The organism is Acidithiobacillus sp. 'AMD consortium' (assembly GCF_008926505.1).
Taxonomy (GTDB): Bacteria; Pseudomonadota; Gammaproteobacteria; order Acidithiobacillales; family Acidithiobacillaceae; genus Acidithiobacillus; species Acidithiobacillus ferridurans.
Genome location: NZ_CP044411.1, coordinates 2192124 through 2205096, shown reverse-complemented (window position 1 = coordinate 2205096; position 12973 = coordinate 2192124). Strand labels below are relative to the sequence as shown.

The window sequence follows — 12973 nt, the reverse complement described above, 5'->3', positions numbered from 1 at the left end:
GCCTGCGGAGAAAATCATGCTTGGGAACGGCGGGCAATACTTGGTACCCCATGCCATTGGACGGAGAAATCCTATCATTCGTGGATGCGTGGATGGGCGTGGACCGACATCAATATGCCCAGTCCGACCATGAAAGTCAGCATGGCGGTCCCACCATAGCTTACCAGCGGCAGCGGCACTCCGACTACCGGAAGAATGCCGGTGGTCATACCCATATTTATGAAAATATAAAGAAAAAACGTCAGACTCAGGGTGCCGGCAATGAGACGGCCGAAGGCGTCACGGCTTTCGTAGGCAATGACCAGCCCGCGCAGGACGATGAGCAGGTAAGTAGAGATGAGGAGCAGGACGCCGACCAGACCAAACTCCTCGGCAAACCCCGCAAAAACGAAGTCGGTCTGGGCTTCCGGCAGGAAATCGAGGTTGACCTGGGTACCGTTGAACCAGCCCTTCCCCCAGAATCCTCCCGAACCCACGGCGATCATGCTCTGGATGATGTGATAACCGGCGCCCAGGGGGTCGCGCTGAGGATCGAGAAAGGTCAGTATGCGTTCTTTTTGGTATCCATGCAGAAAATGCCAGAGTACCGGCCCACTGATGGCGGCTAGAATGATCAGCGCGATAAACCATCGCCGGCGCACACCCGCCAGCCACATCATGAAGACCCCGGCAGCGCCAATTTGCGCCGCCGTACCCAGATCTGGTTCCTTGGCGATGAGCAGAAAGGGGATAGCAATCAGCACAAATCCGGTGACGGCAGAAAGCCAGTGGCGAACATTTTCCCGTTGCGAATAGTAATAGGCGAGGAACAGAGGCAGGGCAAGCTTCATGAGCTCCGAGGGCTGAAAGGTCAGCGGGCCGACGCCCAGCCAGCGGCGTGCGCCGAGATTGGCTTTGCCGGCCACGAGTGTGATGACCAGTAAGAAGATGCCCGTAGCGTACAAGACGGGTGCCCAGGCGCGAATACGCTCCGGCGGTGTATTGGCAACGAGAACGAGGACGATGATGCCGATCGCGAATCGCAAAAGCTGGGCAAGCACTACGCGGATACTTTCCTGGCTGCCACTGTAGATCACCGCGAGGCTGATGAGCATGAGCATTACCACCCCCGTCATGATTGCCGGATCCAGTTTCTGCAGGGGCTTCGGCAAGCGTAGGTGCCAGCTCATGAATTGACCTCCGGTGTCGTCAATGTATTGAGGTAGGCGTCGATAACCGCTCTCGCGACAGGCCCGGCAGTGCTGCCTCCATGGCCGCCATGTTCGACCACTACCGCCACGGCGATGCGCGGATGGTCAGCCGGCGCATAGGCGATGAAGAGTGCGTGATCCTGCCAAAGTCGAATCGTATCGTGCAACACCCGACCGGAATCATTACGCTGCGCATGGTGCACCTGGGCAGTGCCGGTTTTGCCGGCAATGGCATGGAGGTCGTTGGCCAGTGATTTGCCGGTCCCCGAAGTCACCGCGTCACGCATCGCACCCTGAATGACGGCAATGTCCTCTGGTGAAAAATCCAGGGGTTGCGTGGCACTGCCGGATGATTGTTTCATATGCGGAATAACCAGTCTGCCACCATTGGCGATGCTCGCTGTGGCACGTGCCAACTGGAGTGGGGTGCTCAGCAGATAACCCTGTCCTATTCCCATTATCACGGTCTGTCCCTGATACCAGGTCTGGCCGTAGCGCCGACGTAGCCAGAGCGGAGAGGGGATCACACCCGCGGATTCCCCAGGTAAATCCACTCCACTGCGCTGACCAAAGCCAAAATGCGCGAGACCGTTGCCGAGCTGGATTGCGCCAAGACGCATGGCAATCTGGTAAAAATACACATCATTGGAATCGCGAATGGCTTCGCGCAGATTTTGCGCACCATGACCACCGGGTTTCCAGTCGTAATATTTGTGTTTGGTGCCGGGAATCTGGTAGTAAGCGCCGCCAGCGAGCCGCTGATCAGCGGCGACGGCCTTGTCATGCAGGGCGCTGAGTGCCACAAAAGGTTTGATGGTGGAGCCCGGAGGATAACTGCCCCGCAGAAAGCGGTTGGCCATGGGCATGCCGGGATCGTCCCGCAGGCTGCTCCATACGGCGGTGCTCAGGCCATCTACGAAAGCATTTGGATCGAACGCGGGGGCCGAATAAGCGGCGAGTACGTCACCATTCCGCGGATCCAGCGCCACTACGGCGCCCTGCTGGCCCATCATGGCCTTGGCGGCGGCCTGCTGCACCGCAAGATCCAGAGTCGTTCGGATGGTTACGCCCCGCCGGGGCGGGTTGCGCAAGCGTGTGCGTAATGTATGTCCGCGTGCGTCGACCTCTACCTCCTGGTCGCCCGGCTGCCCTTTCAGCAGGGTTTCATACTGCGCCTCAAGGCCGCTTTTGCCGATGCTGTCCAGCCCCGCGTAGTCCGCCATCTGCTCCTCGCGGATTTCTGCTGGGGTCAGGCGGCCCATATAGCCCACTGCATGGGCGAAAAGTGAACCATATGGATAGTGGCGTTTGATCCGGGTTTGTATGTCCACCCCCGGAAATTGATGGCGCTGCACGGCAAATGCGGCCAACTCCCCGGGACTCAGATTGCCACGCAGAAGAATGGGCTGATAGGGACGCGCATGTAATAGATCGCGGTTGAAGCGTTGCTGGTCCTCTGCGCTGACGGGCAATATCCGCCGCAGGCGCTGGATGGTTTCCTCCGGGTGCATGGTTTTGTTCGGCGTGATCGTTAGGGCGAAGCCGGTCTGATCATCGGCGAGTATCTGCCCATGCCGGTCAAGAATCAGCCCCCGCTGGGGGGCGATGGGCAGCAGCACAATGGTGTTATGGGTGGATTGGGTGGCATAGAGATCGTGATCCCAGACCTGCAGCCGGAATATCTGTATGGCCAGCAGCGCCGTAAGCACCGTGATCAATCCCGCCGCGCCCAGCAGTCGGCGGGTGAATTGCCGATGTTCCCGGGCGGGCTGTACTGCGTTCATGTGTGGTTCAGGCGCAATGCGTGACGCAGATAATCGAGTGTCAACGCAAAAAGCGGCCACAGCAGGGCGCCGATCAGCGGCCCTAAAAGCAGCGAAAAATGCCATGTGACGGTGCCTGCCCAGGCCTGCCACAACCAGACCAGCAACCGGTGGGCCAGCAGTAACACGAATATGAAGAAGAGCTGCTCCCAGGACGCCAGACTGCGAACCCTGGCAATACCGGTGTAGAGCAGATAAATCATGACGACCCCGGCGATCGCCTGGGCTCCCAGCACATCGCCAAGTACCATATCCTGAAGCAGCCCGATCAGCCAGACTACGGTAAAGCTCAGTTCAGAAGCACTGCTGATGGCCCAGTAGAGCAGTAGCAGGGCAACAAAATCCGGGTGGAGCAGTGCGTAAAACGGGCCGCAGGGAACGGCTTCCGCCGTGAGCGCGAAGAAAAAACCGAGAACGATTACGACGGCGATCATGGCGCTGCTGCGGGCTGCGAGGCTGGGCTATCCCAGAGCATGAGCACAGTGCCCAATCGCCCCAGGTGAACGGCCGGTCGTACCGCGATCCGTGCAAAGGGTTGGTCACCATTGTGGATGACTGCGGAAATCGTACCGACATTCAGCCCCGCCGGGTAACGCCCACCCAGACCCGAGGTGACGAGCTTGTCGCCGACCTTCAGGGGGGTGTTGCGCGGTTGAAAGGGTACCGTAAGACTGTCCAGGTTCCCCGTGCCATCCACCAACAATGGGGTGTCCGAGCCTGCGGGCTTTACGGGGATGCTGCTGTCCAGGTCGGATAGCAGCGCCACCTGGCTGCTCTCGGGGGAGACGCGGACCACCTGACCCGCCACTCCGCCGGCAGCGAGGACCGGTTGTCCGACAAAGACCCCCGCACGCGAACCGAGGTTGGCGACCAACAACTGGCTGCCTGGTGCAAAGTTTTGGGCGATAACCTGCGCTACGGCCACCTTCCCGGGCGGGTGGGGGATGCTGTCGAGCAATGCGAGAAGTTGACGGTTTTCGTCACGCAGAATACCTGCTTCCAATAACTTGGGCTGCGCACGGACGAGTTCGGCGCGTAGCCGGACGTTTTCGGATTTTAGCGCGGCACGGCTTTGCAGGTAATGGTCGGTCTGCCGCCAGAGACGTGCCCCCTGCACGCTGATCCACTGCACAGGATAAGCTATGGTCAAAGAAACGTTTCCTATGTTGGGGTGTTTTTCGCTGGATACCGAGACGAATACCGTCAACAAAACCAGCACCGCTACGCGAAGGAGCGGCGGGTAGCGGCGGGGGAAAAACAATGCAGGCATAGTAGTTCGTGGCAGCCGAAGGCTTAATCGTCCGCAAATACCTCACCCAGCAACTCCAGTTCTTCAAGCGCCCGGCCGCTGCCCCGCGCCACGCAGGTCAATGGATCCTCCGCAACGATGACCGGTAGCGCGGTTTCCTCCATGATCAGTCGATCCAGATCGCGAAGGAGGGCGCCGCCACCCGTCAATACCATGCCCCGTTCAGCGATATCGCCTGCGAGTTCGGGGGGGGTTTGCTCCAGGGCCAGTCTGATGGCACCGACAATGGCGCCTAATGGTTCCTGAAGGGCTTCGAGGATTTCATTGCTGGTAATCGTGAATGTTCGGGGAACGCCTTCGGCGAGATTGCGGCCGCGCACTTCCATACTGAGCACTTCCTGACCGGGATAAGCGCAGCCAACCTTCTTCTTGATCTCTTCGGCAGTCGTCTCGCCAATCAGCATACCGTAATTGCGCCGGATATAGTTGACGATCGCCTCGTCCATTTTGTCGCCGCCTACCCGCACACTCTGGGAGTAGACCACCCCGCCCAGTGCGATGACGCCGACTTCGGTTGTGCCGCCGCCAATGTCCACCACCATGGAGCCGGTGGGCTCCGCAACCGGCATTCCGGCGCCGATGGCGGCAGCCATCGGCTCCTCGATCAGATGCACTTCGCGCGCACCCGCACTCATCGCCGATTCACGGATGGCGCGTCGTTCCACTTGTGTTGCACCATAGGGCACACAGACGATAATCCGCGGGCTGGGACTGAGGAAACGTTGATGATGCACCCGTTTGATGAAGTGCTTGAGCATGGCCTCGGTAATCTGGAAATCGGCAATCACACCGTCTTTCAGCGGCCGGACAGCCGTAATATTGGACGGTGTGCGGCCCAGCATACGTTTGGCTTCCTCTCCGACGTGCATCTGTCGGCTGATAGCCCCATTCCGTCCGGTGTGGATGGCTACCACGGAGGGCTCGGAGAGCACAATACCCTTACCGCGCACGTAAATCAGGGTGTTGGCGGTACCCAGGTCTACGGCCAGGTCGGTGGAGAAAAGGCCAAGAATTCGTTTAAATATCATCAAGTTAGAAGCCTTGCTGGAAATGGATGGAGGCGCTTCGAGGGAGCAGAAAAATTACTGCATCCGCAACAAGCCATGTGCATCGGGCAGTCTATCATGAGGAACGGCCGAGACCAACGCCATGATGCCAAACGTCCGGCTTGCGCGGGGATAGCAAAAGAACGGAGAATCGTTTACGGCCATTCTGGAATGCTCATGGACGGTGGTCCTGCGTGGTGCGTGTTTTTTCGGTCCCTTACGAAAAGGAGTCCCCGATTCATGTCAAATCCAGATACCGTCAATCATTTCAATGAACAAGGAGATGCGCACATGGTCGATGTCGGTACCAAGGCGGTGACGACCAGGGTTGCGTTGGCGGCAGGCGAAATTCTGATGGCGGATTCCACCCTGGAACGCATTGTCTCTGGGCGAATGGGAAAGGGCGACGTCCTGGGAGTCGCGCGCATCGCGGCCATACAAGCCACCAAAAGGACCTGGGAGTTGATTCCTCTGGCACACCCCTTGCTCCTCACCGGTGTCGAGGTCGAATTAACCCCTGCTTACGATCCTGCGCGGATTGTCTGCCGCGCAGAAGTGCGCTGTGTCGGCCAGACGGGCATCGAAATGGAGGCGCTCACGGCTGTTTCCGTGGGATTGCTCACTATTTACGATATGTGCAAGGCTATTGATCGCGGGATGCTGCTGCAAAATATCGGCCTCTTGCGGAAAGAGGGCGGCAAGACGGGCGTTTGGGAGAGAATCCCCGCGTCCTGCCCGCCAGTCCGCTGATAGCTACTTGCCGCGGTGTGGCGAGGAGCTGTAGCGCATCATCACATCCCGGTCCTTCCAACTCGCTTCCTTCAGGATGTCTTCGGGGATCATGTACCGGTCCTGTGGTGCCACGTCCTGAAACTTCACCACGCGCAGTACATCGCTGAAAGGGAGTTTGCGCAGCAGGCCGTCCTTGTCGGTGGCGCGTACGATCATGGCGTCCTTGAGAAGGGCGTAGACATAAAAGTTGCCAGGCCGCAGCTTGCCGTCCTTATCCCTCCAGGTGACGGTAATGCGCGAATGTTCTTTGAAATCATTGCGAATCATGTATGGATCTCCTTGGCTTGTGCGCCCCTAAACTAATCACCGCGCCGGATACAAAGCAAATAAACACTACTTATTGTAAAATTAAAAACGTTGACTTGCGTTGTCACAAATCCGGGCTAACCTCCCGGTTGTTCTGTAACCGGCGACCCAGGGGTTGGTGCAGCACATCTCTGTCATGGGTGCCGGCAGAGTTGAACACAGTCTTAAAAGAGGTCTAGTATAGCCCCCTTAGGGTAAGGTTCCCAGGGAGCAGACGGCATGCCGCAGGGATTAGTTTTAGTTGCAGAACCGGCGCAGGAGGCTGCGTTGACGGACCAGTTCGGTCGGCGCGTATCCTATCTGCGCATCTCGGTGACGGAGCACTGCAATTTCCGGTGTAGCTACTGTTCTCCCGAGGAGGGGACACCCTTCTTCGTGCGGAAAGACCATCTACAGGCGGAAGAATATGACCGCCTGATCCGCATTTTCAGCGGACTCGGCGTCCGCCATATACGTTTTACGGGTGGCGAGCCACTTCTTCATCCACAGATTCTGTCTTTCGTCGGCTTCGCACGGCGTCACGGTGTAGGCAAGATCAGCATCAGCACTAATGGAGTGCTGCTGGGGCGGCGCGCCGACGCTCTGAAACAGATGGGCGTCAACAACCTGAATGTCAGTCTCGACAGTCTGGACCCCGAGGTTTTCGCACGGGTGACCCGTGGTGGTGACGTGCGCCGTGTACTGGAAGGCATCGATGCGGCGATACGGGCAAAGATTCCGCGGATAAAACTCAACGTCGTTCTGCTGCGCCAGGATAATGGGGATAGCCTGCCAGCGCTGCTGGAGTATGCGATACAGCGTGGTGTCGATATCCGCTTCATCGAGGCCATGCCGCTCGGTGAAGCGGGGGCGGATGCCCGGGAGACGCAATTCTTGAGCGCTGCCGAGGCGCAGCAGGTTATCGAGCGGCACTTCGGTCCGTTGCAACCCGTGGTCCGACCGGCAGATAATGGTCCGGCGCGCCTCTATCAGCTCCCCGCGGTGCGCTCCCAGGTGGGCTTCATTACGCCCATCAGCAGCGATTTCTGCGCAACCTGCAACCGTGTACGCCTCACTGCAACGGGGCGTCTGGTGTATTGTCTGGGGCAGGACGGGGGGCTGGAACTTTTACCCCTCCTACGTGGAGCAGCCAGTGATGGACAGATCGCGGAGGCTATTATCCAAGGGATCTGGCGCGACAAGCCGGAGCACCATCACTTTGTAAATGACCCCAACCGTTCCGCCAGAGTGTTCATGATGCGGCTTGGGGGTTAGCCTGCCGGGCGTTTCGTGTAAAATCCCCGGTCAATTTTCTTTCATGCAAGCGAGTGGCACATGTACGGATTTCAGGAAATCACTGCGGATCAGCTCAATGCCTTACGAGAACGGGGGGAGGCGTTTACGCTGATTGACGTGCGCTCGCCCGGCGAAGTGGCGCGGGGCGTCATCGATGGTGCCAGGCACCTGCCGCTGCACCTGCTTCCCATGTCCGTGCAGCAGATGGATAAATCGCAACCGCTCGTTTTTTACTGCCTGAGCGGCGGGCGTTCGGCGCAGGCGGCGGCTTTCGCGGCGTCCCAAGGCTTCGGCCAAGTGCTTAATTTGCGTGGCGGAATCTCCGCCTGGGTCAACCGGGGATTCCCCTTGGTCCAGTTGTCCAGTTGATAAGGATACTCTAAAATAGGGGTGCTTAATCATCAAATCAAAATATTTGCCTTGCTGTTCATACTTTTCCTGATAGAGTCTTGCAGGTAGTTTTTCAGACATCATAACCGAGGAGGTTAACCCATGGTACAAGAAGACAAAGTACTCGACGCGCGCGGACTGAATTGCCCGCTGCCGATTCTCCGCACCAAGAAGGCGCTTGGGGAATTGACCGCTGGCCAGGTCCTGAAGGTCGTCGCCACCGACCCTGGCGCGGTGAAGGATTTTGAAGCGTTCGCCAAGCAGACCAAGAATCCCCTGTTGGAACAGGCGGAAGCTGCTGGGGAGTTCATCTTCTTCATCCAGAAGGCTTAATTTATCACAGCCGGGCTGCGAGCCCGACCGGGAGTAATAAATAATGGACGAGAAAAAATTGGCGATTATCGCTACGAAAGGCACGCTGGATTGGGGTTATCCGCCCTTCATCCTGGCATCTACCGCAGCGGCGCTCGGCTATGGGGTTGAAATATTTTTCACCTTCTACGGCCTGCAGTTGTTGAAGAAGGATTTGAGCCATCTGCGCGTGAGTCCGCTCGGGAATCCCGCAATGCCCATGCCGATACCAATGCCGACACTGATGATGGTGCTCCCCGGCATGGAAGGGATGGCTACCTCCATGATGAAGAGCAAAATGAAGGCAAAGGGTGTAGCCAGTCTGGAAGAACTTCGTGAGCTCTGTGTTGAAGCAGAAGTACGGATGATCGCCTGCCAGATGACCGTTGATCTTTTCGAGTTTGACACCGCGGATTTCATTGACGGCATTGAACTCGGTGGTGCTGCCTCGTTCTTTGAGTTCGCCGGAGAGTCTGATATCACGCTCTTCATGTGAACTGTCGGGCTGCACTGCGGGTGTCAACAGGTACGACGTATTTATTGCTAGCGAGGAGCGAGTAAATGGCGACTTACGCTGAAATGAGGGAGATGTTCGACGAAATCCGTGCGGATTTTCGTTATGACCACGAACTCAATGGATGTTTGAATTGTGGCATCTGCACGGCCACCTGCCCGTCTGCGCAGTTCTATGACTATAGCCCGCGCGAGATTGTACAGTTGTTGTGGACCGAAAATGTCGAGCAGATCTACGACGCGATGCAGGAGAAAATCTGGGCCTGTGCGCAGTGTATGACCTGTGCCGCACGCTGTCCTTTCAAGAATTCTCCCGGTGGGCTGGTCATGATCATGCGCGAAGTGTCCATCCGCCATGGCATGCAGTCGGCCAAAGATGTGTTGCGACCTTTCGGGCGCGTCATGCTCAAGCTGATCACCACGGGCAATCAGTTGTCCCCCGACATGATCCAGCCCGATCACTTCCCCGACTGGGGTCCCAATATTCAGAAGGTGGAAGGCGACTTGCGCATACTGCGTAAAGCCATTCCGGTGCGCACCTTGCAAACCGTGGAAACGGCGTGGGAAGTGTCGCTAAAAACCTCCGTCGAGATGTACACCATCTGGGAAATGACGGGCGTGCTGAAGTCATTGGAAACCATGGATGAAAACCTTTTCGACGTCATTGAGGACTTCATTGACGAGAAACGTGAAGACTATGAAGACTGGCTCGAGAGCCAGAACGACAAGGACTGAGGAGACCATCATGAGCGACAACAGCACACAGCAAGGCGTGGCGGGTCACGGCGCCTTCTTTCAGGACACGAATCTTTCGGCGAACGAAGCCGAAGCGGCAACGGCCTGGGTGCGCAGCCATGTCGACCGGCGTACGATGGATCTGGGCGAGCGGATGGATGACGTCCGTGATCACATGTGGCAGTTGGAGAAGGAAGGCGAAATCATCGTCCACCGCCTTACCGACCAGCACAAGCCCGTTGAAGTGGATACTCTGTATGGCTGGAAAAAGCGGATTCCTACGAATCAATTCTGGCATCACAAGAGTTGCGGGCAGTGCGGCAACATACCCGGCTATCCCACCAGTATCCTCTGGTTTATGAACAAGTTCGGCATGGACTATCTGGACGAGACCGACCAGACTTCCTGCACCGCCTGGAACTACCATGGCTCCGGCATCGGCAACGTGGAGTCCCTGGCCGCCGTCTTCCTGCGCAACTTCCATCAGGCCTACGTCTCCGGCAAGCAGCATGGCTTCGAGAATGGCCACTTCTACCCTCTGGTGCACTGCGGCACCTCCTTCGGCAACTACAAGGAGATCCGCAAATACCTCATCGAGTCCGCCGAACTGCGGGAGAAGGTCAAGAAGATCCTCGGCAAGCTGGGACGCCTGGTGGACGGCAAGATCGTCATCCCCGAGGAGGTGGTCCACTACAGCGAATGGCTGCACGTCATGCGCCACCGTATCGCCAGCGAGTTGCAGACCATCGACATGAGCAACATCCGGGTCACCAACCATGCCGCCTGCCACTATTACAAGATGGTGGCGGAAGACGCCGTGTACGACAACACGGTGCTCGGCGGTAATCGTACCGCCGTCGGCACCTCCGTCGCCCAGGCCCTGGGCGCCCAGGTCATCGACTACTCCACCTGGTACGACTGCTGCGGCTTCGGTTTTCGGCACATCATTTCCGAACGCGAGTTCACCCGCAGTTTTACGATGAATCGCAAGATCAAGGTCGCCCGGGAAGAAGCCAACGCCGATGTCATGGTCGGCATCGATACTGGTTGTATCACCACCATGGACAAGAACCAGTGGATCGGCAAGGCCCACGACATGAACTACAGCATTCCCATTGTCGCCGACGTGCAGCTCGCGGCCCTGGCCTGCGGCGCCGATCCCTTCAAGATCGTGCAGTTGCAGTGGCATGCTTCGCCCTGTGAAGACCTGGTGGAGAAGATGGGCATCAGTTGGGACAAGGCCAAGGCCGACTTCCAGGATTATCTCAAGCAGGTGGAACAGGGTAACGTGGAATACCTCTACAACCCCGAACTGGCCACCAATCAAAACATCAATATGAAAGCGGGCGCTTAAGGAGAAAGTTCAGTGAGTGCACAAGATACAGTGTTAGTCGTAGGTGCAGGTCCAGCAGGCTTGTCGGCAGCCGCCACCATAGCCTCCATGGGGAAGAAGGCCGTCATCGTCGAGAAGGAAGATATTCTCGGTGGGGCGCCCATCATCTCCGGTTACGCCAAGCTGGTACCTTCTGGCGAATGGGCCAAAGATGCCATTGGCCGCATGGTCAGCCGTGTGGAAGGCGACGGCAACATCAGCATCCACAAGTCAGCCAAGGTCACCCAGGTAGCGGGTGAGGCCGGTAACTTTACGGCCACCCTGAGCAACGGCGACAAGGTGGAAGCGGGTGCCATCATACTGGGTACCGGATTCACCCATTTCGACTCCATCAACAAGCCGGAATGGGGCTTCGGTACCTACGAGGACGTCCTGACCACCACGCAGATGGAGCAGATGGTGGCGGCGGGGCAGATTCGTTGTCCTTCGGACGGCAGGGTTCCAGAGCGCGTGGCCATCCTGCTTTGCGTCGGTTCACGTGACCGTCAGATTGGTCGTGAATGGTGCTCCAAGATCTGCTGCACCGTTTCCACCAACCTTGCCATGGAGATCAAGGAAATTTCTCCGAGTACCGATGTGTTCATTTATTACATGGACATCCGTACCTTTGGCCTTTACGAAGACAAATTCTACTGGAAGAGTCAGGAAGAGTTTAAAACCAAGTTCGTCAAGGCGCGTATCGCCGAGGTCACCAAGTCGCCTGACGGTCGTTTGCTGGTCAAGGGTGAGGATACCCTGGTCAAGCGTCCTATTGTGATTCCCATGGATATCGTCGTTCACGCCATCGGTATGGACCCCAATGCATTGAACCCGGAAATTGCCAGGACTTTTGGTATTGGTCTGGAAAAACACGGATTTATCGATCGCGCGGAACAATACACCAACAGCCAGGGTACGACCCGTAAGGGGATTTACGTGTGTGGTGCGGCGACCGGCCCGGATGATATCGATTCTTCCATAGCGCAAGGGCAGTCTGCTGGTGCGCGTGCGGTGGCCGATCTCTACGGACAGCAGAAAATTGCCAGCTGATATCTACCACAGCGGGAACGGCGAACATATCGTTCCCGCCGCGCTGCCGATTGATCTCGATAAGGCGCTGCTCAACAGATCCTTTTATGAGCTTGAAGAGGCGTTCGAGGGACAGCAGGGTCTTGCAAACCTGGTCGGTAGCCTGACAGAGAAGACGGCGAGTTTTCGTCGCCTCCTGCTGGAGGACAAACGACCATTGACGGAAGCACAGATGGCGCATCTCGTGGAGCAGATGTTTACTGCGAGACGCAAGATCTGGCCCGTCATAGAGGAGCAGGGTGTTGCGCGGGTAGGTGAAATGATGCGCGATTTGCTGGAGGGCCATGGTGATCTGACGCAGCGTATGACGCGTTTTGAAGAGGCTTTGCCTGCTACAGGAAAGGCAAAACGCGTTATCAGGGACATGGGGGCTGAGGTTCTGCACTTCAGTGATCCCGAACGCTATCCGCTGATGACGCGCTGGGTCTGGGATCAGGGTACCACCTCAGGCGCGGTGCGGGAATTCATCCGCGGGGGTGACTACCTGACGGCTTTCCCTTTCGGAGAAAGTCCCGAAATGTTCGAGGGTCTGCGCCAGTGGATGCGGGAAGCGCTGCTGGAACTGGGGGTGTATCGTGATGTGCCATATATGGTCGATATCATCCTGGCCTACCAGTATTCACAATATGTGCGCGCTATGGCAGAAGGCTTTTTGCGTTCGGATTTTGGTGGCCAAACAGACTTTACGGAACAAATCCGTAAATTGCTGGGCGTAGAAGTACACCGGCGGATGGGTGGATCTCGCATCAAGAGAGACGCCATTCATTGATGAATTAGGGTAT

The 12973-nt window shown here is 57.4% G+C and carries 15 protein-coding genes; 9 read left to right on the top strand and 6 right to left on the bottom strand.

What is annotated here, in order from left to right; all coding sequences use genetic code 11:
* Positions 1–74 precede the first annotated feature (74 nt).
* Genes rodA through F6A13_RS11415 form a run of 5 tightly spaced genes read right to left on the bottom strand, consistent with a single transcriptional unit; the run spans position 75 to position 5347 of the window.
* A complete protein-coding gene (gene rodA, locus F6A13_RS11435; protein ID WP_113526471.1) occupies positions 75–1169 on the bottom strand; it encodes a rod shape-determining protein RodA in 1095 nt (364 codons plus the stop codon).
* Positions 1166–2974 carry a penicillin-binding protein 2 gene (mrdA, locus tag F6A13_RS11430; protein WP_126604318.1) on the bottom strand — a complete coding sequence of 603 codons (1809 nt, stop codon included), beginning with the start codon at positions 2972–2974 and terminating at the stop codon, positions 1166–1168. Before mrdA ends, rodA begins: the two co-directional genes overlap by 4 nt.
* On the bottom strand, positions 2971–3447 hold the full coding sequence (gene mreD / locus F6A13_RS11425) for a rod shape-determining protein MreD (protein WP_113526473.1): 477 nt from the start codon (positions 3445–3447) through the stop codon (positions 2971–2973). The genes mrdA and mreD overlap by 4 nt, the downstream gene beginning before the upstream one ends.
* Positions 3444–4283 (bottom strand): rod shape-determining protein MreC, encoded by an 840-nt coding sequence (gene mreC, locus F6A13_RS11420; protein WP_126604317.1) that lies wholly within the window; start codon positions 4281–4283, stop codon positions 3444–3446. The genes mreD and mreC overlap by 4 nt, the downstream gene beginning before the upstream one ends.
* A gap of 23 nt (positions 4284–4306) precedes the next feature.
* Positions 4307–5347: a rod shape-determining protein gene (locus F6A13_RS11415; protein ID WP_181710113.1), complete on the bottom strand. Its 1041-nt coding sequence runs from the start codon at positions 5345–5347 to the stop codon at positions 4307–4309.
* Positions 5348–5608: 261 nt separating this feature from the next.
* On the opposite strand from F6A13_RS11415, the gene moaC reads away from it, so the two are divergent.
* The gene (moaC, locus tag F6A13_RS11410) at positions 5609–6118 is read left to right on the top strand and encodes a cyclic pyranopterin monophosphate synthase MoaC (protein ID WP_126604316.1); all 510 of its coding nucleotides are present in this window, start codon (positions 5609–5611) and stop codon (positions 6116–6118) included.
* Between the two features lie 3 nt (positions 6119–6121).
* On the opposite strand, the gene F6A13_RS11405 is transcribed toward moaC, so the two are convergent.
* On the bottom strand, positions 6122–6427 hold the full coding sequence (locus tag F6A13_RS11405) for a hypothetical protein (protein WP_113526477.1): 306 nt from the start codon (positions 6425–6427) through the stop codon (positions 6122–6124).
* Between the two features lie 306 nt (positions 6428–6733).
* Between F6A13_RS11405 and moaA the strand changes: the two genes are divergently transcribed.
* From moaA to F6A13_RS11365, 8 genes are all read left to right on the top strand, one after another.
* On the top strand, positions 6734–7720 hold the full coding sequence (moaA, locus tag F6A13_RS11400; RefSeq protein ID WP_225981812.1) for a GTP 3',8-cyclase MoaA: 987 nt from the start codon (positions 6734–6736) through the stop codon (positions 7718–7720).
* A gap of 60 nt (positions 7721–7780) precedes the next feature.
* Positions 7781–8110, top strand: coding sequence for a rhodanese-like domain-containing protein (locus tag F6A13_RS11395; protein ID WP_113526479.1), 330 nt, complete (start codon positions 7781–7783; stop codon positions 8108–8110).
* 123 nt (positions 8111–8233) lie between these two features.
* On the top strand, positions 8234–8464 hold the full coding sequence (locus F6A13_RS11390; protein ID WP_113526480.1) for a sulfurtransferase TusA family protein: 231 nt from the start codon (positions 8234–8236) through the stop codon (positions 8462–8464).
* 43 nt (positions 8465–8507) lie between these two features.
* On the top strand, positions 8508–8978 hold the full coding sequence (dsrE2, locus tag F6A13_RS11385) for a sulfur carrier protein DsrE2 (protein WP_009562304.1): 471 nt from the start codon (positions 8508–8510) through the stop codon (positions 8976–8978).
* 65 nt (positions 8979–9043) lie between these two features.
* A complete protein-coding gene (locus tag F6A13_RS11380) occupies positions 9044–9730 on the top strand; it encodes a 4Fe-4S dicluster domain-containing protein (protein WP_197722472.1) in 687 nt (228 codons plus the stop codon).
* Between the two features lie 10 nt (positions 9731–9740).
* On the top strand, positions 9741–11084 hold the full coding sequence (locus tag F6A13_RS11375) for a heterodisulfide reductase-related iron-sulfur binding cluster (RefSeq protein ID WP_113526481.1): 1344 nt from the start codon (positions 9741–9743) through the stop codon (positions 11082–11084).
* A gap of 12 nt (positions 11085–11096) precedes the next feature.
* Positions 11097–12152 carry a CoB--CoM heterodisulfide reductase iron-sulfur subunit A family protein gene (locus F6A13_RS11370; protein ID WP_113526482.1) on the top strand — a complete coding sequence of 352 codons (1056 nt, stop codon included), beginning with the start codon at positions 11097–11099 and terminating at the stop codon, positions 12150–12152.
* Entirely contained in the window at positions 12142–12960 is an 819-nt protein-coding gene (locus tag F6A13_RS11365; RefSeq protein ID WP_113526483.1) for a hypothetical protein, read from the top strand. The genes F6A13_RS11370 and F6A13_RS11365 overlap by 11 nt, the downstream gene beginning before the upstream one ends.
* Positions 12961–12973: the final 13 nt, after the last annotated feature.

Bases quoted from the DNA above. Each gene is read 5' to 3' on its own strand.
- rodA (WP_113526471.1), bottom strand. From the start codon at position 1,169: ATGAGCTGGCACCTACGCTTGCCGAAGCCCCTGCAGAAACTGGATCCG.
- mrdA (WP_126604318.1), bottom strand. From the start codon at position 2,974: ATGAACGCAGTACAGCCCGCCCGGGAACATCGGCAATTCACCCGCCGA.
- mreD (WP_113526473.1), bottom strand. From the start codon at position 3,447: ATGATCGCCGTCGTAATCGTTCTCGGTTTTTTCTTCGCGCTCACGGCG.
- mreC (WP_126604317.1), bottom strand. From the start codon at position 4,283: ATGCCTGCATTGTTTTTCCCCCGCCGCTACCCGCCGCTCCTTCGCGTA.
- moaC (WP_126604316.1), top strand. From the start codon at position 5,609: ATGTCAAATCCAGATACCGTCAATCATTTCAATGAACAAGGAGATGCG.
- F6A13_RS11405 (WP_113526477.1), bottom strand. From the start codon at position 6,427: ATGATTCGCAATGATTTCAAAGAACATTCGCGCATTACCGTCACCTGG.
- F6A13_RS11395 (WP_113526479.1), top strand. From the start codon at position 7,781: ATGTACGGATTTCAGGAAATCACTGCGGATCAGCTCAATGCCTTACGA.
- F6A13_RS11390 (WP_113526480.1), top strand. From the start codon at position 8,234: ATGGTACAAGAAGACAAAGTACTCGACGCGCGCGGACTGAATTGCCCG.
- dsrE2 (WP_009562304.1), top strand. From the start codon at position 8,508: ATGGACGAGAAAAAATTGGCGATTATCGCTACGAAAGGCACGCTGGAT.
- F6A13_RS11380 (WP_197722472.1), top strand. From the start codon at position 9,044: ATGGCGACTTACGCTGAAATGAGGGAGATGTTCGACGAAATCCGTGCG.
- F6A13_RS11375 (WP_113526481.1), top strand. From the start codon at position 9,741: ATGAGCGACAACAGCACACAGCAAGGCGTGGCGGGTCACGGCGCCTTC.